This is a genomic window from Aphanothece hegewaldii CCALA 016 (assembly GCF_003007785.1).
GTDB classification, from domain to species: Bacteria; Cyanobacteriota; Cyanobacteriia; order Cyanobacteriales; family Microcystaceae; genus Chroococcus; species Chroococcus hegewaldii.
This window is the reverse complement of sequence record NZ_PXOH01000015.1, coordinates 35,984-58,342: the sequence shown is the minus strand read 5'-3', so window position 1 is coordinate 58,342 and position 22,359 is coordinate 35,984. Positions and strand designations below refer to the sequence as shown.

25 protein-coding genes are annotated in these 22,359 nt (G+C 38.3%); 9 read left to right on the top strand and 16 right to left on the bottom strand.

The genetic code is table 11. The features are described from left to right. Positions 1 to 8 precede the first annotated feature (8 nt). The 6 genes from C7H19_RS14220 to C7H19_RS14195 form a co-directional block, all read right to left on the bottom strand. Positions 9 to 572, bottom strand: a complete 564-nt coding sequence (locus C7H19_RS14220) for a hypothetical protein (RefSeq protein WP_106457546.1) — start codon at positions 570 to 572, stop codon at positions 9 to 11. A 132-nt stretch (positions 573 to 704) separates the two neighbouring features. Next, complete coding sequence (locus C7H19_RS14215) at positions 705 to 1,103, bottom strand: type II toxin-antitoxin system VapC family toxin (RefSeq protein WP_106457545.1); 399 nt, start codon at positions 1,101 to 1,103, stop codon at positions 705 to 707. Then, entirely contained in the window at positions 1,100 to 1,309 is a 210-nt protein-coding gene (locus C7H19_RS14210) for a hypothetical protein (RefSeq protein ID WP_245927532.1), read from the bottom strand. Before C7H19_RS14210 ends, C7H19_RS14215 begins: the two co-directional genes overlap by 4 nt. Before the next feature lie 269 nt (positions 1,310 to 1,578). Beyond that, positions 1,579 to 2,046 (bottom strand): DoxX family protein, encoded by a 468-nt coding sequence (locus C7H19_RS14205; RefSeq protein WP_106457543.1) that lies wholly within the window; start codon positions 2,044 to 2,046, stop codon positions 1,579 to 1,581. 65 nt (positions 2,047 to 2,111) lie between these two features. Beyond that, a complete protein-coding gene (gene thrS / locus C7H19_RS14200) occupies positions 2,112 to 3,944 on the bottom strand; it encodes a threonine--tRNA ligase (RefSeq protein WP_106457542.1) in 1,833 nt (610 codons plus the stop codon). A gap of 218 nt (positions 3,945 to 4,162) precedes the next feature. After that, positions 4,163 to 4,510 carry a hypothetical protein gene (locus C7H19_RS14195; protein ID WP_106457541.1) on the bottom strand — a complete coding sequence of 116 codons (348 nt, stop codon included), beginning with the start codon at positions 4,508 to 4,510 and terminating at the stop codon, positions 4,163 to 4,165. 230 nt (positions 4,511 to 4,740) lie between these two features. Here C7H19_RS14195 and menB point away from each other — a divergent pair, with 230 nt between their 5' ends. Then, positions 4,741 to 5,574, top strand: coding sequence for a 1,4-dihydroxy-2-naphthoyl-CoA synthase (gene menB, locus C7H19_RS14190; protein ID WP_106457540.1), 834 nt, complete (start codon positions 4,741 to 4,743; stop codon positions 5,572 to 5,574). Between the two features lie 131 nt (positions 5,575 to 5,705). Here menB and C7H19_RS14185 read toward each other — a convergent pair whose 3' ends face one another. Both C7H19_RS14185 and C7H19_RS14180 read right to left on the bottom strand, forming a co-directional pair. Then, complete coding sequence (locus C7H19_RS14185; RefSeq protein ID WP_106457539.1) at positions 5,706 to 5,987, bottom strand: hypothetical protein; 282 nt, start codon at positions 5,985 to 5,987, stop codon at positions 5,706 to 5,708. Between the two features lie 373 nt (positions 5,988 to 6,360). Continuing rightward, entirely contained in the window at positions 6,361 to 6,924 is a 564-nt protein-coding gene (locus C7H19_RS14180) for a DciA family protein (RefSeq protein ID WP_106457538.1), read from the bottom strand. A 77-nt stretch (positions 6,925 to 7,001) separates the two neighbouring features. Between C7H19_RS14180 and C7H19_RS14175 the strand changes: the two genes are divergently transcribed. After that, positions 7,002 to 8,027, top strand: coding sequence for a hypothetical protein (locus C7H19_RS14175; RefSeq protein WP_106457537.1), 1,026 nt, complete (start codon positions 7,002 to 7,004; stop codon positions 8,025 to 8,027). Between the two features lie 139 nt (positions 8,028 to 8,166). Here the strand turns inward: C7H19_RS14175 and C7H19_RS14170 are convergent, their stop codons facing one another. Further along, the gene (locus C7H19_RS14170; protein WP_106457536.1) at positions 8,167 to 9,561 is read right to left on the bottom strand and encodes an SGNH/GDSL hydrolase family protein; all 1,395 of its coding nucleotides are present in this window, start codon (positions 9,559 to 9,561) and stop codon (positions 8,167 to 8,169) included. Positions 9,562 to 9,713: 152 nt separating this feature from the next. Here C7H19_RS14170 and C7H19_RS14165 point away from each other — a divergent pair, with 152 nt between their 5' ends. Next, positions 9,714 to 10,202: a low molecular weight protein-tyrosine-phosphatase gene (locus tag C7H19_RS14165; RefSeq protein ID WP_106457535.1), complete on the top strand. Its 489-nt coding sequence runs from the start codon at positions 9,714 to 9,716 to the stop codon at positions 10,200 to 10,202. A 68-nt stretch (positions 10,203 to 10,270) separates the two neighbouring features. Here C7H19_RS14165 and C7H19_RS14160 read toward each other — a convergent pair whose 3' ends face one another. From C7H19_RS14160 to C7H19_RS14140, 5 genes are all read right to left on the bottom strand, one after another. Continuing rightward, positions 10,271 to 11,167, bottom strand: coding sequence for an SDR family oxidoreductase (locus tag C7H19_RS14160; RefSeq protein WP_281261727.1), 897 nt, complete (start codon positions 11,165 to 11,167; stop codon positions 10,271 to 10,273). 50 nt (positions 11,168 to 11,217) lie between these two features. Next, on the bottom strand, positions 11,218 to 11,598 hold the full coding sequence (locus tag C7H19_RS14155) for a photosystem I reaction center subunit IV (protein ID WP_106457533.1): 381 nt from the start codon (positions 11,596 to 11,598) through the stop codon (positions 11,218 to 11,220). A gap of 266 nt (positions 11,599 to 11,864) precedes the next feature. Continuing rightward, complete coding sequence (locus C7H19_RS14150) at positions 11,865 to 12,452, bottom strand: hypothetical protein (protein WP_106457532.1); 588 nt, start codon at positions 12,450 to 12,452, stop codon at positions 11,865 to 11,867. Positions 12,453 to 12,600: 148 nt separating this feature from the next. Continuing rightward, positions 12,601 to 13,263, bottom strand: a complete 663-nt coding sequence (locus C7H19_RS14145; RefSeq protein WP_106457531.1) for a response regulator transcription factor — start codon at positions 13,261 to 13,263, stop codon at positions 12,601 to 12,603. An 83-nt stretch (positions 13,264 to 13,346) separates the two neighbouring features. Next, the gene (locus C7H19_RS14140) at positions 13,347 to 13,790 is read right to left on the bottom strand and encodes a cupin domain-containing protein (RefSeq protein WP_106457530.1); all 444 of its coding nucleotides are present in this window, start codon (positions 13,788 to 13,790) and stop codon (positions 13,347 to 13,349) included. A gap of 225 nt (positions 13,791 to 14,015) precedes the next feature. Here C7H19_RS14140 and deoC point away from each other — a divergent pair, with 225 nt between their 5' ends. The 6 genes from deoC (at position 14,016) to C7H19_RS14110 (ending at position 20,387) form a co-directional block, all read left to right on the top strand. Next, positions 14,016 to 14,714 carry a deoxyribose-phosphate aldolase gene (deoC, locus tag C7H19_RS14135; protein ID WP_106457529.1) on the top strand — a complete coding sequence of 233 codons (699 nt, stop codon included), beginning with the start codon at positions 14,016 to 14,018 and terminating at the stop codon, positions 14,712 to 14,714. After that, complete coding sequence (gene recO, locus C7H19_RS14130; RefSeq protein WP_106457528.1) at positions 14,715 to 15,551, top strand: DNA repair protein RecO; 837 nt, start codon at positions 14,715 to 14,717, stop codon at positions 15,549 to 15,551. Between the two features lie 39 nt (positions 15,552 to 15,590). Beyond that, positions 15,591 to 17,030, top strand: a complete 1,440-nt coding sequence (locus tag C7H19_RS14125) for an MFS transporter (protein ID WP_245927530.1) — start codon at positions 15,591 to 15,593, stop codon at positions 17,028 to 17,030. 88 nt (positions 17,031 to 17,118) lie between these two features. Continuing rightward, positions 17,119 to 18,276, top strand: coding sequence for a glycosyltransferase family 4 protein (locus C7H19_RS14120; protein WP_106457527.1), 1,158 nt, complete (start codon positions 17,119 to 17,121; stop codon positions 18,274 to 18,276). A gap of 61 nt (positions 18,277 to 18,337) precedes the next feature. After that, on the top strand, positions 18,338 to 19,672 hold the full coding sequence (locus tag C7H19_RS14115) for a TrkH family potassium uptake protein (RefSeq protein WP_106457526.1): 1,335 nt from the start codon (positions 18,338 to 18,340) through the stop codon (positions 19,670 to 19,672). Between the two features lie 25 nt (positions 19,673 to 19,697). Beyond that, positions 19,698 to 20,387 carry a potassium channel family protein gene (locus tag C7H19_RS14110; RefSeq protein ID WP_106457525.1) on the top strand — a complete coding sequence of 230 codons (690 nt, stop codon included), beginning with the start codon at positions 19,698 to 19,700 and terminating at the stop codon, positions 20,385 to 20,387. Here C7H19_RS14110 and rsmD read toward each other — a convergent pair. After that, positions 20,356 to 20,913, bottom strand: coding sequence for a 16S rRNA (guanine(966)-N(2))-methyltransferase RsmD (gene rsmD, locus C7H19_RS14105; RefSeq protein ID WP_106457524.1), 558 nt, complete (start codon positions 20,911 to 20,913; stop codon positions 20,356 to 20,358). The two genes, C7H19_RS14110 and rsmD, sit on opposite strands and share 32 nt — an antisense overlap. Before the next feature lie 45 nt (positions 20,914 to 20,958). Next, positions 20,959 to 22,350, bottom strand: coding sequence for a cytochrome P450 (locus C7H19_RS14100; protein WP_106457523.1), 1,392 nt, complete (start codon positions 22,348 to 22,350; stop codon positions 20,959 to 20,961). Between the last annotated feature and the right edge of the window lie 9 nt (positions 22,351 to 22,359).

Genomic DNA, 22,359 nt, shown 5'->3' with positions numbered 1-22,359 from the left:
ATTAATGATTAATATTCCGTAGCTTGATTAATTTGTGTAAGCCATTTCTCTGCTTCATGAACAACAGCAAGTAAAATTCCTTGTGGTTGAGTTCCATCACCTGCCATTAAAGCGGGAATTTGTACGCCAAAATGGCTAATAATAACAGGCTGACTTTGATAAGCGGCAATTTCTTCAGGATTAGCTAGTATTTTGCTTAAGATTTCTTGCTCTTGGTTAGTTAGACTTTCTTTAACGTCAAGGTGTAGATGTTCATACTGATAACGAAGGGCTGCGATCGCAAGACTACTAAAAAAAGCATATTTAGTAAGAGAATCATAACTCCAGCCTAGAATACTGCCAAGTTGACAAAATAACCAACTTAAGCATTGTGCATGACGAGTAATAACAATGATGTTTGAAGTAGCAGGGTCAGGATAAAAATTTTGTTCAGATTGACTAGGCTGTAAAGGAGTTGTGGTGATAATAACATCCGCACCGCCCCATTCTCTAGCCTTTTTAAATTGACCTTTCTCAATTTGTTGTAGAAGATTGGTTAACTTACCTTGTGAGTTCTGAATTAAGTCTTCCATAACTGTTTTCTATTTATGTTGACTTTTTCAGTATATGAGGGGTCATTGCGAGTTCATTGCGAGTTATTGTGGTAGTAGCATTCAAATCAACCCGACCCATATCAAAAAACAAAAAGACGTTGTTTGAGTTTTTCAGTCCCAAACAACCTTTAACAAGTTTGAATTTTTTAAAACTCCATCTTTAGTAATCAAGATAGCTTTGTAATAATTAGCTGTTGCTGCTATGATGCGATCGTGTATTTCCCAAGTATCTGGCAGAGTCAGTAAGATTTGAAATACTTCTAAATCAAAAGGGACAATATTGAAACCGCTTCCTTTGTTAATTCTGTTCAAAACTTCATCAATGCTAATTGGTATATTTTTCCTTTTTATAATATAAGTAAGTTCAGCTAAAACTATAGTAGATATAAGGATTTCAACACCTCCTGTTTCAGCTTGACTCAAAATTTGCTTTGCTTTTGGTGGTAAACGCGAATTTTCTGTCATAAACCAAACTAAAGCATGAGTATCAACTAGATAGACTTCTTTCATGACTCAATTACATCCTCTTTTTCATAAGCAGTCCGAAAAACAGCTTGTTGGGCTTCTTCGATATCATCATCACTGATATCAATGTCCTTCCATAGTCCTTGTAACTGAGTTGGTTTCTGAGTTCCTTGAAGTTCATCAGCCAAATTTTTTTGCAGTAACTCTAATTCTTTTTGAATCGCTTGAATCCGAATAATCGCATAACTCATAATTGTGACCTCTCTATTCAGCTTCTACTAATTTTGTGTTATTACTTCTTTTACTTTTTGTTTCAATTTGTGTTGACTTTTTCAGGATATGAATGGTCATTGCGAGTCGGTCTATCAATAAACTAAAGTTAGCTAAACCTCTATGAAATGAAGACAGTTAAAAAATTAAAGAGGAAATGACGACACTCAATAAAGAATGACTCTTTTCCTCAAAGAAAGTTAAAAAAAGATGTTTAGAGATTAAATAAAAGTTTTTATTCTGATACACATTACTCATTTTTTGTCAACCATTTTGCCAATAACGCATCAAGAGAAAATTTTCCGCCACCTTTGAGAAGAAAAAAGAGATAAAAAAGTCCGTAAAGCGAGGCGGTTTCTAGTGAAGCAATTTGCAATCCGTCTTTTTTAAGATGAAATAAAATGGCAATACCCATCGTGAAGAGTAAACCAAGCGCATTCAATCGTGTAAATAATCCAAGTAATAGCAAAATTGAGCCGATTATTTCAGTATAAGCAGCGCAATAGGTAAAAAAGACCGGGAAGGGTAAACCGATAAAACTCACGACGTTATCAGCAAACTTTTGGACATCAGCGAGTTTAGAGAAACCGTTATGAATCATTAATAAACCAACACTAACACGCACGATCGTCAGGGCAATTTGTAGAGTAGTGTTATCGGTTGAAGTTGAGTTGAATAGCTTTGAGAGTAGAGAAGTTCTATTTTGTATAGCTGTCATAATGAGTTTTCCTTTTTACCTGTTATCAAAAAACACTAAAAAGTGGGACAATGCCCACCCAATATCTAAAAGTTAGTATGATTAGTAATCGCTTCTGTTACTTTTTCGATTACTTCAGTAACCGAAATCGCTCCCAATTCACCCGATGCGCGAGTCCGAATACTGAGAGTATTTGATTCCACTTCTTTCGCACCAACAACCGCCATTACAGGGATTTTTTGCGTTTCAGCATTACGAATCATTTTACCCAATCTTTCCCCGGAGGTATCCGCTTCGGCACGAATTCCCATAAGTCGCATCTTATCAACAACATCTTTGACATACTCTAACTGAGGATCACTCACAGGTAACAAGCGAACTTGAACAGGTGCTAACCATAAGGGAAAATCACCCACATACTCCTCAATCAGAATACCAATTAAACGCTCAAGCGAACCAAAGGGCGCACGGTGGATCATTACAGGACGTTTACGGGTTCCATCTTCAGCCACGTATTCTAATTCAAAGCGTTCCGGTAAATTATAGTCTACTTGTACTGTTCCGAGTTGCCATTCCCGTTCTAGCGCATCTTGGAAAATAAAATCGAGTTTTGGCCCATAAAATGCCGCTTCCCCCGGTGCTTCAAAGTAGTCCATTCCCAAGGTTTGTACTGCTTTTCTGATTGCGCCTTGGGATTTTTCCCAAACATCGTCAGTACCAATGTATTTATCGGATGCAGGATCTCTAAAAGACAGTCTCGCTTTAAAATTCTTCAATTGCAAGCTTTTAAAGACATTCAGAATAAGATCAACAACCTTTAAAAATTCTTCGTCTAACTGTTCTGGTGTAACAAACAAGTGAGAGTCATCAACCGTAAACCCCCGTACACGAGTCAAACCGCCTAATTCTCCCGACTGTTCATAACGATAAACTGTACCAAACTCGGCTAACCGCATCGGTAAATCTCGATAAGAACGTAGTTCACTCTTATAAATTTGGATATGAAAGGGACAATTCATCGGTTTAAGAACAAACCCGAATTCTTTTTCGGCAGACTCTTGATCATCTGCCATCATGGGGAACATATCCTCTTTATATTTTTGCCAATGTCCAGAGGTTTTAAATAAATCAATTCTGGCAATATGCGGCGTAACAACTCCAAGATAACCGCGTTTAGCTTGTTCTTGTTTGAGATAATCTTCTAAAGTCGATCGAATTAAAGTACCTTTGGGAGTCCACAGGGGTAAACCAGGGCCAACTAAGTCAGAAAAAACAAATAATCCTAATTCTTTGCCGAGTTTACGATGATCTCGTTTTAATGCTTCTTCTTTTCGGCGTTTGTATTCTGTGAGTTGTTCGGCCGTTTCCCACGCAGTCCCATAGATACGCTGTAACTGTGCTTTGGTTTCATCCCCTCGCCAATACGCACCCGCAACCGTTTCAAGTTCGATCGCTTTTGGATTAATTTCGCTGGTATTCTCGATATGTGGCCCCGCACAGAGATCCCACCATTCATTACCCAAATGATACAAGGTAATCGGTTCAGAGATGCCTTCTAAGATTTCTAGTTTATAAGGTTCGTTAATCTTTTTGATACGTTGTTCCGCTTCTTCTCTTGTGACTTCTTCTCGAATGACAGGAAGTTTTTTATTAATAATCTTAATCATTTCTTTCTTGATATCTTTGAGATCCTTGTCTGTAAAAGGTTCTGCCACATCAAAATCATAATAAAATCCTGTTTCTGTACTAGGGCCGATCGTAACCTGTGCTTTAGGAAAAAGCTTTTGTACTGCCATCGCCATCACATGAGAAGTCGTATGACGAATTCGTTTTAATTTCTCTGATTCGCTGGTTTTCGGGAGTTTAATCGGTGCAGCTTGTTGACTGGGTTCTGCACTCTGTACAGGTTGTTTATCCATTCACGTTGTCTCGTTGTTGGCTCTATATCTAGTCTATTCCGTCTTATCTTCGATCTTACGATCGGTTTGGCAGATTTCGTCTAAAGATAAAACAAATGAGCCTAAAAACAAAATATAATCAAAAGCAACAATTTAGAGCCGATGATAGATATATATACACAAAAAGGCTTGAAAATCAAGCCCCTATAACCATTTATTTAATATTAAAGAAATTGATTCTATTTTTCTTCTGTAATTTTATTAATCAATTCTTTGGCTCCTCCTAAGAGTCCACCTTGATCGGGGTTTTCTTTATTATATTCTTTAAGATTTTCCTCGAATTTTTTTTCGACTCCCATTTTAGGATCAACACTAGGATCTGTTGCTTCTTCGTAAATCTTTTCTGGATCTTGTGCGGCTAAATCTTTTCTAATATCTTTTAATTCTTCGGCAGGACTAGAAACACCTGCGTAACTTGGTTGAATCGTCGGTAAAAACCAGCCTGCCAAATTAATTAAGCTTACTAAAACGACTACAAAAATTCCCCGTCTTAGAATTTGTTTAAAAAAAGAAAAAGTAGATGACATAAGGTTACTCTTGTTTATAAATTAAACGTTTTCAAGTTTTAAAAGAATTATATTGATTTATGCGGAGTCACTCTACTTCCTAGGGATACATTTCGTTTTTCTTAATTGCTCAAACTATTTATTTTTTCTCTAACTAGAGAAATACGTCTGTAGAGTTTGCTTCTTCATGAACAAAGGCGATCGATCATGATAAGGTTAAAAATGCCCAAGCTAGTCACGCATCATTATCTATGGAAGCTGCATGGCAAATCGCCAAAACCTACGAAGATATTCTATACCACAAATGGGATGGCATCGCTAAAATTACCATTAATCGTCCCCACAAGCGCAACGCATTTCGCCCTAAAACCGTGTTTGAAATGTATGATGCTTTTTGTGATGCCAGAGAAGATCAAAGCATTGGTGTTATCTTATTAACAGGTGCAGGCCCTCATACAGATGGAAAATATGCCTTTTGTTCGGGAGGCGACCAAAGTATTAGAGGTCAAGCGGGTTATATTGGTGATGATGGGGTTCCTCGTCTCAATGTTTTAGATTTACAACGTCTGATGAGATCGGTTCCTAAAGTAGTTATTGCGTTGGTTTCTGGATATGCGATCGGTGGGGGTCATGTTTTACACTTGATCTGTGACCTGACAATAGCGGCGGATAATGCGATTTTTGGGCAAACGGGGCCAAAAGTCGGTAGTTTTGATGGTGGATTTGGAGCAAGTTATTTAGCTCGCGTTGTTGGACAAAAAAAAGCCCGTGAAATTTGGTTTCTTTGTCGGCAATATGATGCGTCTCAAGCTTTAGAGATGGGTTTAGTTAACTGTGTAGTCCCTGTAGATCAACTCGAAGCAGAAGGCGTACAATGGGCTAAAGAAATTTTAGAAAAAAGTCCTATAGCTATTCGTTGTCTAAAAGCTGCGTTTAATGCTGATTGTGATGGTCAAGCTGGGTTACAGGAATTAGCCGGGAATGCGACACTACTTTATTATATGACCTCTGAAGGAGCAGAAGGAAAACAGGCCTTTTTAGAAAAGCGATCGCCTAACTTTCGACAATATCCTTGGTTGCCCTAAAAACGTTAAATCGCCCCTTTCCCCTTTAAAAGCGCGATTTAAACTAAATTTAGTTTGTTAAAAATTTTAATTGAATTGATTTTAAAATGAATTAGCTTGTTTTAATTAAATGTGTTCTCCACTGCTTCAATTTAAACAGTCGCTTCCTGTTTCGTTTCAGCCATCGTCGGATGTTTAACGACTGGTGTAGAATTAGCTTGCTCAGGACAGTTTAAATTTAGTGAATTTTCTAATCTGACAACATCTTCAAGATTTTCCCATGCAGAAGTAAAAGGATGAGTCGCCAATGAACAAGCTTTCCACTGGCCTTGTACGGGTACTCCTAACTGTTGACACATCCCTCCTCTACGTCCTTCCGACTGGTAATACCGACAGTATCGACAGGAAGAAGCTAGAAAGTTGGCCGTTTTCATGGAGTTTTACTTGTAGGGCATTCATAATTATTTTTCCCTTATTTATATTCTCCATTAATTCAAAAGTTGCATCATGAGAAAATCTCAAGCTAGAAATATCATGCTCTGTGGTTTTCAGTGATCCCCGTTTTAAAATTGCCTTTTATATTGTTTTAATAATTACATTACAAAACTTAATAATGGCTAAAGTATTACATTTTCCGAGATGAAAAGAAACTTATTAAAGTTATTCCTTTTGATAGATACAATATGGGGATCAAGGTTTTAAGGAATAGAAACCAGATAAAAACAAGGTAATAATTGGTGAAAAAAGAGGTAATAAGCACTTCTAAAAATATTATGGATTCATGCAAAATTTATGCAGATTTAATCATTAAGACGGTTTGGGACGATTAGCACAAAAACCGCAGCAATTCCAGCGTTGAAGTTCGCCAACAGGAGTAGGAGACTGACAAAGGGGGCAAGGGGGTAATTTTTGCGCTCTTAAACGCATTTTTTCGATCCAAGAATCAAAAGAAGTAACAGAGCGATCGCTGTTTGACGATGCGTCTTTCTCATTACTAATTAAATCGGGTGGAACATAACTTGGATGCTGTTGCGATGATGTAACCTTAATTGTTTCATCGGCTGTACTTTGCGAAATATTATGCCACAAAGCCGAAGAAAAACGAATATCCTCAAGAGGATCATCCAACATCGGATTTAGCCTTTTTAGTAGGGAATAACGCTGCAAAGACATATTCTGCGCCCAAGCTGCACTAGAAGTAGCCACCCAAAGAATTTGACGAGAAATATAAATCGGGCGAGTATGACGAGAAACTTGGGGACTTACGAGCTTTCGCCAACACTCAAGAAGATGACAATATTGTTGATAAGTTTCCCAACCGGGCGAGGAAGTAACGAAATTTAAAATTTCTTCAACAGATTTGAAGGACATAGGAATTAATGTAAACTATGTGGGAAAAATAAAATTAGCATCCCTATCCATTTTAAGAATCATTTAACCAACCAGCGATGAGTAATTCCTTACCAGAAGATTATAAGAGTCATTACAGCACATCTTCAGATTCTCGTGATGAAATTGTCTCTATCTCTATTGTTCATCAATCGCAAGAGATCAATCATTTAGACGTTTATGACGATGACGAGGCTTATGCTACTTTTGTACCAAATCCTTCTTCTAGTTATGCCTCCGATAGACCGTTATGGCTCGAATCTTTATTAACACCTTGGGGATTTGGTTCTATATTGCTGATTTTACTCGCTAATAGTCTATTAAGTTGGGCGAAATGGGCTGATTCTTACACGACTACGACACAACCTCCTGTGCTGCCGATAACGACAAGTGAGACAGCGAAAAATAATCATTCTGCTGAGTCGTCTATCAAAAAATTATCAGTTTTATCCTCAAATTCTCTCAGTACAGCGACACCACCCGCTCAACCCGTGATTAATACAATTGTACAGCCTACCATTCAACCGCAACAAATTAGTATTCCTCAACGCAAAAGCGTGGTAACAAGCGTTAAACCCAAAACCGATTTAAAAAGCGCCCTTTTACCTCCTTCTATTGAGCCGCAGTTTGTCGAAGTTAAAGCAACTTCAACACCAACAAGCCCAACCGTATTAATCAAAACACCAGCTAAAAAACCGATTACACCAAAAGCCTCACCAGCAGTTGCTCAAGTGGCTCCTACTAATACAAATGATCCTGAAACTTTTACAACGATTAGTGAAGAAACTCTACAAGAATTGCGCTCCCTAGCAGAAGACAAACGCATCCCTTTTGTTCAAAAAGTGAAAGCTCAAAGACAAGCCTTTCAAAACCGACAAAATCTGAATCAGATATTAAATAATATGACACCGCAACCAGCAACACAACCATCTATACAACCAGCAACACAATTACCAATACAACCTCAAACCCAACTACAAACACAATCTCAACCAGCAATACAACCGCAACCTCAAACGATTCCAAATACTTTAATTATTGATGGGCGCACAGGAGTAAATAATACAACTCAAACTCAACAATAAATCGTACAGACGTGCTATGGCGCGTCTCTAAATATTGAGCGTAGGAGTTTGTTCTACAAACCCTATTTAATGCTCAATGATAAAAAATAAAATCCCTAAATTATTTTAAGGGAAATATTCATAGCATATTTAATAACATTTAATCTTTTAAATAAAAATATTGTGGTATAATTTGCATTTTTTCCCAATTGGTTAAAGTATAATAAAGTTGTTGAGCAATTCCTTTATTAGCTTGATTGGTTAAATGAATAGCATCGAGAAAAACTGGACTAGGGAATTTAGCAGGTAAATAATAAAAATTCTGAATTTTAAGATTGTTTGGGTAAAATTTAGAGAGTTGTTGTCCGTCCTTAGCTAATTTTTCATAGGATTTAGACATTTTTGTCAGATAATCCGTTCCTAATTGATCTCGAATAGTTCTTTCTTGAGAGGATAGTTTTTCAATAGGAACACCTGTTATTTCTGGTTGAATTCCGATAATAACGGGAATATTTAGCCTAGCACACAAATTAATCAACTGTTTTTGATTATCTTGATAACGTTTAATTCTTTTGTTTAATTCTTGTTCATTAGTGGGTAAATGTTGCACTAAAGATTTACCTTCTACTGGTAATACTAAACTATCATTAGCAATTGAGGGCTGCGGTTTGAATAATAAATAGTTAACCGTTTTCACTAAATAAGTTTTGTCTAACCATTGTTTGAGTGAGGAACTAAAAGCGGTTTGAAAATGTACTGAAGCATTTTCAAGAAAATCATCTAATTGAGGTACATCGGTTTTTTCTCGATTACTCGGTAAAATTAAATCTGAATATCCATTTAAAATAATAATAACATCAGGCTGATAAGGTAAGATTTCTAAAGCGAGTTGAGCTAATTCATTACCAGAACTATAACCAGGTACAGCCGCATTAATGACTCGATATTGTCCAGGGCGAAGTTTTGCGGGAAGTTTAAAAAGTTTTTCTCGATCGGGTTTGAAAAATGGGAAAACATCGGGGCGATATTTTTCAGGTGATTTTTCTTGATTGGCGATCCGTTGTTTGAGTAGAGATTCTAATTGATATGCGATCGTATCTTCATTTTTTTGTGTACCTTGTCCAAAAGCCGTTGATCCCCCAAGCACAAAAACTCTAATTTCATTTTTGGGTTTTGCTAAGGGTAGAGGATCTTGATCCCGAAAGCCCTGTGCATTAATTTTCCAGTATTGCGTCTTTTGATTACTGAGGAGTTGATAGCCAACTGAAGAACTTCGCTTGACGACCAAATTACCATCATCGGGTAATCCTTCGATAGGTTGCTGATTCTCGGTTAAAAACTTTAAGCGATAAGCTTCATTGACTGGAGAAATTCCCGCTACATCGTCGCTTTTGCCACTTAAACCAAAAAACATACGCGCTCCTAATTCCAACACAACAATTGATGCTGGAATGGCTAAACCTAACCAAAGTAAAGAAATTTTGCGGTTGCTTTTTTTGGGTCTATAGTAGGAGTTACGATATGGGTTAATTCGACGACGCGGTAATTTTAGCATTTAGTCTTTCCTCAATTTCACCAAAGGGCTTAAAAGCCTCTGCTTATCATATGACGAATATATAATCTAGATTGCTCCCTGATATGTGTGTCTAGGGAAATCTCGCTATAATCGGTAACTGGATTAAAATTATATAACTTTATATAACTTTCATGCCTTATAAGTTGTTATTTGTCTGTCTGGGTAATATTTGTCGTTCTCCGGCTGCTGAGAATATTATGAATCATCTCATTAAACAAGCCAATTTGAGTCATAAAATTATTTGTGATTCGGCTGGCACCTCTAGTTATCATATTGGTTCATCTCCAGACGATCGCATGACTTCCGCCGCAGTCCGACGAGGTATACCTATGATTGGTAAAGCTAGACAATTTGTAGCGTCCGATTTTGAAGAATTTGATTTAATTCTGGCGATGGACCGCGAAAATTATCGTAATATTTTAGCTTTAGATCGACAAGGCAAGTATCGAGATAAGGTCAAAATGATCTGTGATTATGCAACTCATCACTCACAAAAAGAAGTTCCTGATCCTTATTATGGTGGAACTCAAGGCTTTGAGCGCGTTTTAGATCTTTTATTAGATGCTTGTCGTGGGTTGCTTTGTGAAGTGGAAAAAAAACTTGAGCAAAATATATATTAAATATATACTAAAGGCTTGGTTTTCAATTTTTCTTAATTAGAAATAACCAAGCCTTTGAGAATTTATGATTAACTATTGACAACGCTTCCCCCGTTTGGGTGTAGGATTTGTCCAGCGAAATAAGACGAGTCATCGGAAGCTAAAAACACGTAACTTGGTGCAACTTCTTCGGGTTGTCCTGCTCTTTGCATGGGGACTTGTTTGCCAAAACTTTCGACTTTTTCTTCAGGGAATGTCGAGGGAATAAGTGGTGTCCAAATGGGACCAGGAGCCACGCCATTAACCCGAATGCCTTTTTTAACCAAGGCTTGGGATAAAGAGCGGGTAAAGGCAACGATCGCCCCTTTCGTAGAAGAATAATCTAGGAGTTCGGGACTTCCTTTATAGGCTGTGACCGAAGTTGTATTAATAATTGTACTGCCTTCATGAAGATGGGGTAAAGCCGCCTTGGTGAGATAAAACATCGAAAAAATATTAGTCCGGAATGTCCGTTCGAGTTGTTCGGCACTAATTTTTTCAATACTTTCTTGCGGATGTTGTTCGGCAGCATTATTAACTAAAATATCTAGTCGTCCTAATTCATCAACGGTTTGCTCAACGACTTTTTGGCAAAAGGGTTCATCACCGATGTCACCCGCTAGGGTTATGCAGTGTTGGCCAATTTCTTCGACCAGTTGTTTTGTTTTTTTAGCGTCTTCGTGTTCATCGAGATAAACGATCGCTACATTGGCTCCTTCTTTAGCATAAGCGATCGCAACGGCTCGGCCAATACCACTATCGCCACCTGTAATGAGAGCTACTTTATCTTTAAGTTTACCACTGCCTTTATATTGAGCGTCGTTATACTCAGGTTGAGGAGTCATCTGAGATTCTATTCCTGGTTGATGCTCTTGATGTTGTGGCGGTTGTAGTTGTTCTTGTTGAGCGTTAGACATAATATTTAATCTATAGATATAGTTTGTCATTTCTAGCCCCTCGAAAGGGGCTAGAAATGGAGGGATAATTTAGCCAGAATTTAGCGAGATTCTGTCCCTTGGTTTGGTGAACCTTCTTTAGCAGTTGTATCGACTGAGGGGGCTTCTGCTTCTGCACCAGGTCTGACAGTGCTTTCCATTTCACCTTGACCTGTTCTGCGGGCTATGGGTTCAATAGGAGTATCGCGGCCGCTATCGGTGGCAGTAGTACGCTTCGATTTTTCGGTGGGTGCTCCAACTTCGTCTACTTCATTGAACGCAAAGTTATTTGTATTAACACCAGCATAATTGAGTTTATCAAAACGAACAATAATCGGGTATAAGATACCAGTGCCTTTGTCTACAGAAGCAACGGTGCCTACATCGTTAAACCAGTAGGATTCTTTACGAAGAACTTTTACTTTAGAACCGCGTTGAATCATGGGTGTTTTCCTAAAAATTTTATATTGGTTTTTTGTGCTTTGTAAGTCTACAAAGAGTATAGTTTAAATTTAGGATGAAGCGTCATGATTAGTCATCCGACCTAAGATATGTTAGATAACTAACTAAAGAAATAGATTATAGCTAGGGCTGTTATACTGTGAGACACATAAAAAATAGGGGCTAAATACGCTTGATTAAATAACGTATTCTAGCCCCTAAGCCTAAACTGCTACTTTTGAACGGATGAACGGTCAAACTTTTTCAATTATTGAATACTGTCAGAAACGTCATCGGCTGCTGATTTGACGTTTTGTTTTAGATTTTGAAAGCCTTTTTTAGCTCCTTCTTTCACGCCTTCGGCGGTATTGTTTAAAGAGTCAGAATATTGATTTAGCTTATCACCAACTTTATTTAATGATGCTGTTTCTTTTAGATTTTCTACTGCTTCAGGAGGACTACCTGCGCGTTTGTCTAAATTTTTCTTGGCTTGTTCAACAAGATAACTTGCTTTGGCTCCAGCTTTATCTACCCCAGGTTCAGTATCTTTAAAATTATTCATTGTTCCTGGTACTGCTTCAGTGGTAGAGTAGCTTTCTTTCATGTGTTCAGCTTGGATTTTTTCAAGGGGATAGTTCCCTGATTTATCTGATGCGTGTTTGGTAGGTTGAGCGGAATAGGGTTTATTAGCGGAATTATTTGAGGGTTCTGTAACTTCGTCTGCAACTCCTGATGAATAGGTACCTCTAGAAGCTGAAGCTGAAGGAGACTGACTACAAGCGGTATTGACGATTAATATTATTCCAGCTAGGAAGACGATTACGATCCGAGCTAAAGAAAAACGTTTAACGTTCATGGTATTCCTCCGAAATTTTTATATTGCTTATTGAATTAAGTTAAATTCGCTAATTTCCACAATAACTAATCTTTTAGCTCTTTTTGCTCTATCCTTAGCTACTATTTCTAATCCATCTTTAGAGTGAATATATTTTCAATAAAAGTAATTAATCTACTAAGTGATGTTCTAACGAAAATCGTACTAATTCAGCACGATTACTCGTCGCAGTTTTTCTTAATAAACTACTGACATATTTCTCAACGGTTCTTGGACTAAGATGAAGTTGATGTCCAATGTCTACATTGGAAAGTCCTTCTGTTAGGTAAATTAGTACTTGTTGTTCACGTCGGGTTAAGTCGAGTACTTTTAAGAGTGTGGTTACGGTTTCACCCAATTCTGATGAGTTATGATATTGTGTAATTTCTTTTTCTTTGTATCGCCATTCGGCTTGAATCATTTGCGATCGCTCTAACAAATTCCGAATTACTGCTTTGAGTTCTTCCATCTCAAAGGGTTTTGGTAAATAGACATCACATCCAACTTGATACCCTCTAATTCGTTCTTGGGTATTGCTTCTTTCGGTGAGAAAAATTACAGGTAATAGTCTAAATTCAGGACGTTGACGGACTTGGAAAACAAGTTCATAGCCGTCTTTTTTCGGCATTTTGATATCCGAAATTAATAGATGAGGGTGATAGGTTTCAATTAAAGTTAGTGCTTCTAGTCCGTTTCCGGCCGTAATCACAGAATAACCCGCTAGTTCAAGATAATCTTTCACCGCCAAGCGAATTCCAGCATCATCATCAGCAATTAAAATTAGTAAGGGCATAACTCACGGGACACGGCAGAAGTCCTATTGATTCTCTTCCTAGACTACCATTTCAAAACAAAAGAGAGATATGAGTTTTTTTACTAGGCGACTAAGGAACAAGAATTTAAAGTAACGTCTTCGGCTTGGGCTTGGCTAAGATTGTAGGGGAAAGGTCGTTTTAGCGGTTGATAATCTTTTAATAGAGCAATTCCATGACGTATTACTGCATTGACTAAAAAGCATGGTTCGTCTTTTAAATTAATCGCACCATGTGGTACACCAGGGGGAATGGTGACGACTTGGGACTGATGTTCACTAAGATTGATGTATTTGTATTGGCGATCGCTTAATATGACTAATACAAAGCTGCCTCGTACTACCATAATCTGATCTGTTTGATAGCGATGTACGAATAAATCATCGATCGTTCCGCCTGGAATTTGAACTAACATCGTTTCGTTACAGGATTGAGGGGTATAAAATTGCGCCATTCCCCCTTGTATCGATTCGAGTGGATGTATTGAAACGGTTTTGACTAATCCCATCGGAGTTTCCTCGTCGCTCTAGTTCCTCCTCATTATTGTAATGTGGCTTTTTGTAAAAAAATGTTACTATAATGACATATTTGTCACAAATCGTGGTATCGCGAGAATAAAAAACGGATAAAAGTCGGTGAATTCCCTCTTGCTACAAGATTGTCGAGCGCGCTGGCCGTCTAAGAGATCCATCGATTGCCTATAATAAAAAAAGACACTAATCTACAAACACATATGGTTGGAGCAGATTTAGACTTAATCGATCTAGCAGAATATATCGATCATGCTTTACTCGTTCCGACAGCAACACCCGAACAAGTCGAACAGTATTGCTTTCAAGCAGATCAGTATCATTTTCCGACAGTATGTTTGTATCCATCGGCGGTGAGACAAGCTGTACAATTACTTCACGGAAGAAAAACTAAAGTTTGTGCGGTGATCGGTTTTCCCTGTGGGGCGACAACTTCGGGCGTTAAACAATATGAGGCACTTGAAGCGATCGAAAACGGTGCAACAGAATTAGATATTGTAATTAATTTAGGATGGTTAAAATCGGGTCGAACTGAAGAACTTTACCGAGAAATGGCCTCAATTTGTGAAGAAACAGGACAAACAGTAAAAGCAATACTAGAAACAACTTTACTAACCGATACCGAAAAACGTCTCGCGGCTGAAATTTGTATGGATGCGGGAGTTACTTACTTGAAAACAAGTACAGGATGGTTTGGCGGTGCGACAGTAGCTGATGTTCGTTTTTTGCGAGATGTTTCTAAAGGACAAGTCAAAATTAAAGCATCAGGTGGTATTCGGACTGTCGAACAAGCGATCGCACTAATTGAAGCAGGGGCAAGTCGTTTAGGGACTTCCAAAGGTGTTGAGTTAGTAATGATGCAACAAATACCGAAACAATCAGAAATCGAAAATAGTTACTAGATGAGCAACACCTATCAAGCAACGGGAATTATCCTTAAAGGAATGCCACTCGGAGAAGCTGATCGTTTAGTGACGATTTTAACATCAGAGTATGGTCTAGTGCGGGCAGTCGTTCCAGGCGCGAGAAAACATAAATCATCTTTGCGCGGGAGAAGTGAACTATTTGTGGTGAATAATTTACTAATTGTCAAAGGGCGATCGCTCGATAAAGTCACCCAAGCTGATACAGTAGAATCCTATCCCAAATTAAGTCAAAATTTAGGCAAATTAACCGCGAGTCAATATCTTGCAGAATTAGTCCTTGGTTTGGCCTTAAGTGAACAACCCCAAACCGAACTCTATCAATTATTGCGAGAACATTTACGACGAATTGAAACCCTATTAGATGAGAGTGAATTATTACCTCATTTAACACAAGCCATTTTTCATTTATTAGTCGTTGCTGGAATTGGGCCACAAGTACAGTTATGCTGTGTCACTCGACAAGAAATCTACCCTAATTTTACTGATCTACGATGGCGATCGGGTTTTAGTCTAGAAGCAGGTGGCTCAATACAACTGACAGAAATACCTAAAGACAGTGAAAAAAACGAAAATTTAGCGATACCGAAAATTCATGCACGACTAGGAGCAGTAGAATTAACTATATTGCAGCACTTAGGGAAAAAGTTTCTGCCCGAATGGACACAACTTTTACCCGAAAATCTGTCTAAGAATTTTCTCGATCTAGCATGGATCAAGATAGAACGATTACTGAGAGATTATGCAGAATATCACTTAGGATACTCGTTTCGGTCGGCTTCCATGATTGATAATTTATATGCCTTAGACTTTTAAAATCAAAAACCGCTTCGCCGTTCAATTCCTGTAACCGTGATGACACAAACCGACTTTAGACCTCCTGCATCTTCTGAACACTCTATGGTTCAACTGCCTCCCTCATCTGAATCAAACCAAGGATTTAAACCCGTTTTGTCCAATGGTCGATTTCTACTTTTGTGGTCGGGTCAGCTTTTTTCGCAAATTGCCGATCGAATCTACCTCGTTTTAATGATTGCCCTAGTAGCGGGTCATTTTCAAGCCCCTGGACAGCCGATTAGTGGCTGGGTGTCGGCGATAATGATTGCATTTACGATTCCCGCCGTCTTATTCGGTTCTTTAGCGGGAGTTTATGTAGATCGGTGGTCAAAAAAAGGAGTTATGGTCATTTCTAATTTAGCGCGAGGAGCATTAGTCTTGACGATACCGCCTCTGTTGTGGATATTTGATGATCAAAAGATGGCTATTCCTCTTTTTTGGTTGCCCGAATCTTGGCGACATTGGCAATATCAATCTCAAGAAGCTTTTCATGTTCCGATCGGTTTTGTCATTTTATTAGTACAAACGTTTTTAACTTCGACTATTACACAGTTTTTTGCTCCCGCAGAACAAGCAACAATTCCTCTACTGGTGAAACGTCGTAATCTTTTATCGGCAAATTCCCTGTTTACGACAACCATGATGGGAACCTTAATCCTCGGTTTTGCCATTGGAGAACCTTTACTCGGATTAGCAGGTCAAATCGCTCATCTGGTTAAAATTCCTTGGGATATGGGTAAAGTTCTCGTGGTTGGGGGTTCATATACGATCGCTGGTATTATCTTAATGTTTTTGCGAGTTAAGGAAAAAGATATTTATCTTAACAGTGAACCACCCCATCCTTTAGAAGATATTCGAGATGGCATTAATTATCTTAGATATAATCGACGAGTCCGTAATGCTTTAATTCAATTAATTATTCTCTTCTCGATTTTTGCCGCATTATCCGTTCTAGCAGTTAGATTAGCGGAATTAGTCCCAGAATTAAAAGCCGAGCAGTTTGGCTTTATTTTAGCCGTTGGAGGCGTAGGAATTGCGATCGGGGCGGCGCTGGTAGGTCAGTTAGGGGCGAAGATTCCACCGCTTTATTTAAGTCTGTGGGGATCGATCGGCATTAGTGCTTCTCTGATTTTAATGTCTTTATCAACTGGAAGTCTAGCACTCGCATTAATCTCAACCACGCTTTTAGGATTTTTTGCCGCTTTGGTTGGTATTCCCATGCAAACGGCGATTCAAGCGGAAACCCCGTCTGATATGCGCGGTAAGGTTTTTGGACTACAAAATAATGCAGTTAATATAGCCTTGTCTTTACCCTTAGCACTAGCAGGTATTGCAGAAACTCGGTTTGGACTACGCTCAGTTTTGTTAAGTTTAGCCATTATCTCGATTTGTGGCGGTCTAGTGTCGTGGTATATGTCCTTATCGAGTGTGGTTCGTCCTAATAAGGTTGACAAGTAATCCAAAAAAGGTGTCATATATATTTGTTAAATAATTATTTATTTCCTTCTGTCCATTAATCTAAACTATATTACGGCTGAATATCTGAATGCACATCGCTTGGCTAGGCAAAAAATCCCCTTTCTGTGGTAACGTTACATACGGTCGAGAAGTCACAAACGCTTTACTAGACCGAGGTCATCAGGTTAGTTTTTTTCATTTCGCACAAGAAGACTCAACCGATGAAAACTGGCCGGAGTGTCCTGAAGTGTTCCTCCCTTTTTTGTATAAATCTCAGGTTTACACCATTCCTAGCTTAAAATCGAGTAAGGTGTTAACGGAGTCTCTTAAACAACTTAAACCCGATATTGTTCATGCTTCTTTAACACTTTCTCCTTTAGATTTTCGCTTACCTGAAATCTGCGAAGAACTTAATTTACCTTTGGTTGCCACTTTTCACACGCCTTTTGATAGCAAATTTCGCAATATAAAAGCGAGTACTCAACAACTGTTAGCCTATCAGTTGTACGCGCCCTTTTTAGCAAATTACGATCAAGTGATCGTTTTTTCTCATATTCAACGAGAATTATTAAGTAGATTGGGCGTTTCCCCCGAACGGGTGTCGGTTATTCCCAATGGCGTTGATGTACAAAAATACGCTCCATCCTCCACTCGACCCAAAAAATATAATTTTCAAGCAGAACATTTATTCGTCTATCTCGGTCGTATTGCACCCGAAAAAAATATCGAAGCTCTTTTAAAGGCTTGGAAATTGGCTAATATGTCCAAAGATAGTCAATTATTAATTGTTGGTGATGGACCTCTGGCTGCTTCTTTAAAACCATTCTATGGAGAAGAACAAGGTATTCAATGGTTAGGGGTTATCGCCGATGAACAGAAACGGATTGAGATTTTACAAGCGGCTGATGTTTTTGTTTTGCCTTCTTTAGTGGAAGGTTTATCAATTTCTTTATTAGAGGCGATGGCCTGTGGTAAAGCGTGTTTGGCCACTGATGCGGGTGCAGATGGCGAGGTTCTCGAAAATGGTGCAGGAGTAATTTTAAGTACTCAAGGAGTTACCACTCAGCTAAAAACTTTGTTACCCTTATTTCGTGACCATCCAGAGTTAGTTAATGTGTTGGGTCAAAAAGCACGACAACGAGTTTTAGAGCGCTATACTCTCAGTGGAAATATTACTCAGCTTGAAAAGCTTTATATTGAAGTATTACAAAAAAAACAAACTTCTTTATTAAGTCAATTGTATTAAATTAACCCGTGTTAGAGTTAAGTTAAGTTTTTTCTAATATTTAGAAAATAAATTAAATTAAATGACGATTTCTCGCACAGTTTGTTTAGGATTTTTAGCAGTTATCGCTGTAGGAACTTTCTTACTAACACTGCCATTTTCAACCAGTGGGGGTAACTGGAATAGTCCTTTGGTTGCCCTTTTTACCTCTACTTCTGCTGTTTGTGTGACGGGTTTAAATGTGGTTGATCCGGGTACTCATTTTTCGGGTTTTGGACAGTTTGTGATTATGCTATTAATTCAGGTGGGAGGGTTGGGTTATATGACCATGACCACTTTATTAATGCTACTTCTAAGACGAAAATTTGACCTCAGACAAAAGCTGGCAATTCAAGAATCTTTTGATCGTCCTTTTTTACAAGGGAGTCAGAATTTAATTAAATCCATTATTGCAATTACTCTGATTTTTGAGCTTACAGCAACTTTTCTGATGATTCCTGTTTTTGCTCAAAACTATGATTTTGCAAAAGCAACATGGTTTGCTCTTTTTCATAGTGTAAGTGCTTTTAATAATGCTGGTTTTGGATTACTAAAAGACAACTTTATATCTTATAAATCTTCAATAATTATTAATTTAGTTATTCCAGGATTAATTATTTTTGGTGGCATAGGCTATCAAGTTATTATTGAAGTTTATTTCTGGTTTAATAGCCGTTTTATAGAAAAGCGGAAAGATTTTTCTTTTTCTTTAAATTATAAAGTTGTGATTAGTACAACTTTAGTTTTATTAATTTTTGGGACAATTTCAACATTGATTGTAGAATCTCACAATCCTGATACTTTTGCCCCTCTATCTTTAAAAGATAAAATCTTAGCAGCTTGGTTTCAATCGGTGACAACTAGAACAGCAGGTTTTAATACTATTGATATTGGTAAAATGACCTTTGAAGGATTATTTATTACAATGGGACTTATGTTTATTGGTGCAAGTCCAGGCGGCACAGGAGGCGGGGTTAAAACGACTACTTTTAGAATTTTGAGCAGTAGTACGCGGGCGGTTCTACGAGGTCAAGAAGAGGTTGTTTTATATCAAAGAGAAGTACCTATCCCTTTGATTTTAAAAGCGATTGCTGTTATTTTTGGTTCCGTTTTAGCGATTATTATTGCATCTCTGGCGATTTCTATTTTTGAGGATGATTTTCATGGCGTACAAATTTTATTTGAAGTTATTTCAGCCTTCGCAACCGTTGGTCTTTCGACGGGAATAACGGGTGCTTTGTCTCCCATGTCCCAATTGGTTATTATTGGAATGATGTATCTAGGTCGGGTTGGTGTTGTTCTCTTTATGGCAGCAATTGTCGGCGATCCTAAACCTAGTTTGCTCAATTATCCAGAAGAAAATTTATTAGTAGGTTAAACTTATTTAAAAATTAGGTAATATTATGCAAAATATTCGTTTTTTTAACAATATGCGCTCGACAACTCGTCATTTTGCTGTAATTGGTTTAGGGCGTTTTGGTCGGGCAACTTCGGAAACTCTTCGCAAAATGGGTTATCAAGTATTGGGAACAGATATTGATGAAAGTTTAGTCGCTCAAGCACTCGATGACAAAATTGTTGATAATGCCATTCAACTCGATTCTACTAAACCGAATGCACTTAGAGCGGCTGGTATTTTTGAAGTCGATACGGTGATTGTTGCAATAGGGAAATATGTTGAAGAAAGTATTATTACTACACTCAATGTAAAAGAAGCGGGTGGAACTTTTGTCGCGGCAAAAGCATCATCTGAAATTCATGGAAAACTACTCAAAAGAGTAGGTGCAGATTTAGTTGTTTTCCCTGAATATGACGCAGGATGTGAGTTAGCTTATCGCATTACTAAACCCGCTATCTTAGAACGTTTTGATTTAGATCCAGAAAGTAGTATTGTTGAAATTCGCGTCCCTGAAGAATTTAGCGGAAAAACCATCGAAGAACTACAATTACGCAATCGATACGGCTTAAATGTTTTAGCGATCGGTGATGCAAAACGGTTTAAAATTAATCCTGAGCCACAAGAGCGACTTTGTAAAAATTCTTGTATGGTTGTGATTGGTTCTAACCGAGATATTCAGCGTTTGCCGATTTAAAATAAAACGTTAAGGCTGTGTTTCCATAAACTTTTTCTCGACTAATTGTTAAATCTTTTATCGAACAAGCTTTCCATTGTTTGGGATCGTGTTCAACGGTGATTTCTCCATCAGGAGCTAATAAATTATACTGTACGATCGCATTTAACACCCGTTCATACAGTCCACTAGCATAAGGTGGATCAAAATAAATTCGCTCAAATTGTTCACCTGCTAGACTTCCTATTTTATTTAAAACATCGCCCCGTATCACCTGAAAGCTTTGTTCTTCCGTTGCTACCATTTCCCAATTCTGTTGAATAATTTTACACGCGGCACCATTTTGTTCAATACCAATCACGAGTTTAGCACCCCGACATAATGCTTCTGCTCCCATTGAACCATTACCCGCGCACAAATCTAACCAACGACACCCGCTTATTTCGCCTTGCCAAATATTAAACAAAGCTTCTCGTACCCTTGCTAAAGTAGGTCGCGTCAGTTGCCCAGATAAAGTCTTGAGTTGTCGGTTTCCATAAATTCTCATCGTTTGTTTTAAAAGGGTTTGGCAACCAAACCCCTACAGTTATTATTAAACTCCAACCAAGTCACTTTGAGTAACGGAAGGTTCTAAGAATTTACGCTTACCTTTCATGACCATTCTGACACCATTACCCGGTGCAAGAGTTAACCCACGACGGCGGGGCGGTTCTGGTTTTTGATCGGCTAAAGCGAGTTCATAGCGAGATAAAATTGTGGCTATCGCTAACTTCATTTCAAACATTGCTAAAGCTTCACCAATACAGCGACGCGCTCCACCACCAAAGGGTATAAATTCATATGGGGTAAACTGTCTTTCTAAAAAACGTTCGGGTTTAAATTGTTGGCTATCTGGATAGAGTTCAGGGCGATGATGAGTTAGATAAATACAGCCTGCCACCACATCACCTGCTTCTAGGCGATATCCTAACATTTCGACTGGTTCTTCGACTCGTCTGGGAAACGTTAGCATACCGACTGGATAAAGTCTGAGTGTTTCGTTACAAACTGCGGTGAGATAGGGTAAACGAGCAATATCAATCGGATTTGGATTATTGCCTAGTGTAGCAAGTTCTTGTAGGATTTTATCTTTGATTTCTGGATGGCGATGCGTCCAATATAATGCCCAAGACATAGCCGTCGCTGTCGTTTCATGACCTGCAAAAAGTAGCGTAATGAGTTCATCGCGTAATTCTTTGTTACTCATTGGTTGTCCGGCTTCATCTCTTGCAGACATCAGCAGTGATAGAATATCAGTACGGTTCGGATCTGGATTTTTTTGACGTTCCGCAATTTCGGCATACAGCAGACTATCTACTTTTTGCTGAGTCCGCATAAATTTTCCCCAAGGACTCCACGCCCCAAAATCTTTTTGTAGGGAAGGAAAGAATAAAATAGCCGCCATCGATGACATACGAAAGATATCTAACATCGATGAAAGAAGATTTTTTAGTTCTAAATATCGTTCTCCTTTATGTAGCCCGAACACAGTTTCGATAATAACTTGTAGCGAAATGGACTGCATTTCATCTCGTGCAATGAACACTTGATCTTGGGGCAGAGCATCCATAACATTTTGTGTAATGTCTAGAATAGAGTCTGCATAAGAGCGCATTCTTTCCCCATGAAAGGGCGGTAATAATAATTGTCGGCGTTTTTTATGACGATCGCCACCTAACATAATGACCGAATAATCTCCCACCAAAGGGGAAACAATGGCATTAATTTCGCCTGGCGCTGAAAATTGTTTGCGATCGTTTGTTAATAATTGTTGTAGAGCTTGAGGATGACTAATAAAGATTAAACCGTTCATTCCTAGTCCTCTTGTTCTAAAAAGGTCTGGAAAGTCTTTACTAACCTTTTCCATGTAACTGACTGGGTTTAAGATCCAGTGGGTTAGTTGTAGAAAGGGAAGGGTTTTCGGACCAGATAATAATTTACTCATAGTTGTGTT

Excerpts from the sequence above, each read along its gene's own strand:
- C7H19_RS14145 (WP_106457531.1), bottom strand. The coding sequence starts at position 13,263 with ATGCCCTTACTAATTTTAATTGCTGATGATGATGCTGGAATTCGCTTG.
- C7H19_RS14155 (WP_106457533.1), bottom strand. The coding sequence starts at position 11,598 with ATGATTCAACGCGGTTCTAAAGTAAAAGTTCTTCGTAAAGAATCCTAC.
- C7H19_RS14140 (WP_106457530.1), bottom strand. The coding sequence starts at position 13,790 with ATGGGATTAGTCAAAACCGTTTCAATACATCCACTCGAATCGATACAA.
- C7H19_RS14205 (WP_106457543.1), bottom strand. The coding sequence starts at position 2,046 with ATGACAGCTATACAAAATAGAACTTCTCTACTCTCAAAGCTATTCAAC.
- C7H19_RS14160 (WP_281261727.1), bottom strand. The coding sequence starts at position 11,167 with ATGACAAACTATATCTATAGATTAAATATTATGTCTAACGCTCAACAA.
- thrS (WP_106457542.1), bottom strand. The coding sequence starts at position 3,944 with ATGGATAAACAACCTGTACAGAGTGCAGAACCCAGTCAACAAGCTGCA.
- C7H19_RS14120 (WP_106457527.1), top strand. The coding sequence starts at position 17,119 with ATGCACATCGCTTGGCTAGGCAAAAAATCCCCTTTCTGTGGTAACGTT.
- C7H19_RS14125 (WP_245927530.1), top strand. The coding sequence starts at position 15,591 with ATGACACAAACCGACTTTAGACCTCCTGCATCTTCTGAACACTCTATG.
- menB (WP_106457540.1), top strand. The coding sequence starts at position 4,741 with ATGGAAGCTGCATGGCAAATCGCCAAAACCTACGAAGATATTCTATAC.
- C7H19_RS14215 (WP_106457545.1), bottom strand. The coding sequence starts at position 1,103 with ATGAAAGAAGTCTATCTAGTTGATACTCATGCTTTAGTTTGGTTTATG.
- C7H19_RS14150 (WP_106457532.1), bottom strand. The coding sequence starts at position 12,452 with ATGAACGTTAAACGTTTTTCTTTAGCTCGGATCGTAATCGTCTTCCTA.
- recO (WP_106457528.1), top strand. The coding sequence starts at position 14,715 with ATGAGCAACACCTATCAAGCAACGGGAATTATCCTTAAAGGAATGCCA.
- C7H19_RS14180 (WP_106457538.1), bottom strand. The coding sequence starts at position 6,924 with ATGTCCTTCAAATCTGTTGAAGAAATTTTAAATTTCGTTACTTCCTCG.
- C7H19_RS14195 (WP_106457541.1), bottom strand. The coding sequence starts at position 4,510 with ATGTCATCTACTTTTTCTTTTTTTAAACAAATTCTAAGACGGGGAATT.
- C7H19_RS14175 (WP_106457537.1), top strand. The coding sequence starts at position 7,002 with ATGAGTAATTCCTTACCAGAAGATTATAAGAGTCATTACAGCACATCT.
- C7H19_RS14185 (WP_106457539.1), bottom strand. The coding sequence starts at position 5,987 with ATGAAAACGGCCAACTTTCTAGCTTCTTCCTGTCGATACTGTCGGTAT.
- C7H19_RS14210 (WP_245927532.1), bottom strand. The coding sequence starts at position 1,309 with ATGAGTTATGCGATTATTCGGATTCAAGCGATTCAAAAAGAATTAGAG.
- C7H19_RS14170 (WP_106457536.1), bottom strand. The coding sequence starts at position 9,561 with ATGCTAAAATTACCGCGTCGTCGAATTAACCCATATCGTAACTCCTAC.
- C7H19_RS14100 (WP_106457523.1), bottom strand. The coding sequence starts at position 22,350 with ATGAGTAAATTATTATCTGGTCCGAAAACCCTTCCCTTTCTACAACTA.
- C7H19_RS14165 (WP_106457535.1), top strand. The coding sequence starts at position 9,714 with ATGCCTTATAAGTTGTTATTTGTCTGTCTGGGTAATATTTGTCGTTCT.
- C7H19_RS14110 (WP_106457525.1), top strand. The coding sequence starts at position 19,698 with ATGCAAAATATTCGTTTTTTTAACAATATGCGCTCGACAACTCGTCAT.
- C7H19_RS14115 (WP_106457526.1), top strand. The coding sequence starts at position 18,338 with ATGACGATTTCTCGCACAGTTTGTTTAGGATTTTTAGCAGTTATCGCT.
- deoC (WP_106457529.1), top strand. The coding sequence starts at position 14,016 with ATGGTTGGAGCAGATTTAGACTTAATCGATCTAGCAGAATATATCGAT.
- rsmD (WP_106457524.1), bottom strand. The coding sequence starts at position 20,913 with ATGAGAATTTATGGAAACCGACAACTCAAGACTTTATCTGGGCAACTG.
- C7H19_RS14220 (WP_106457546.1), bottom strand. The coding sequence starts at position 572 with ATGGAAGACTTAATTCAGAACTCACAAGGTAAGTTAACCAATCTTCTA.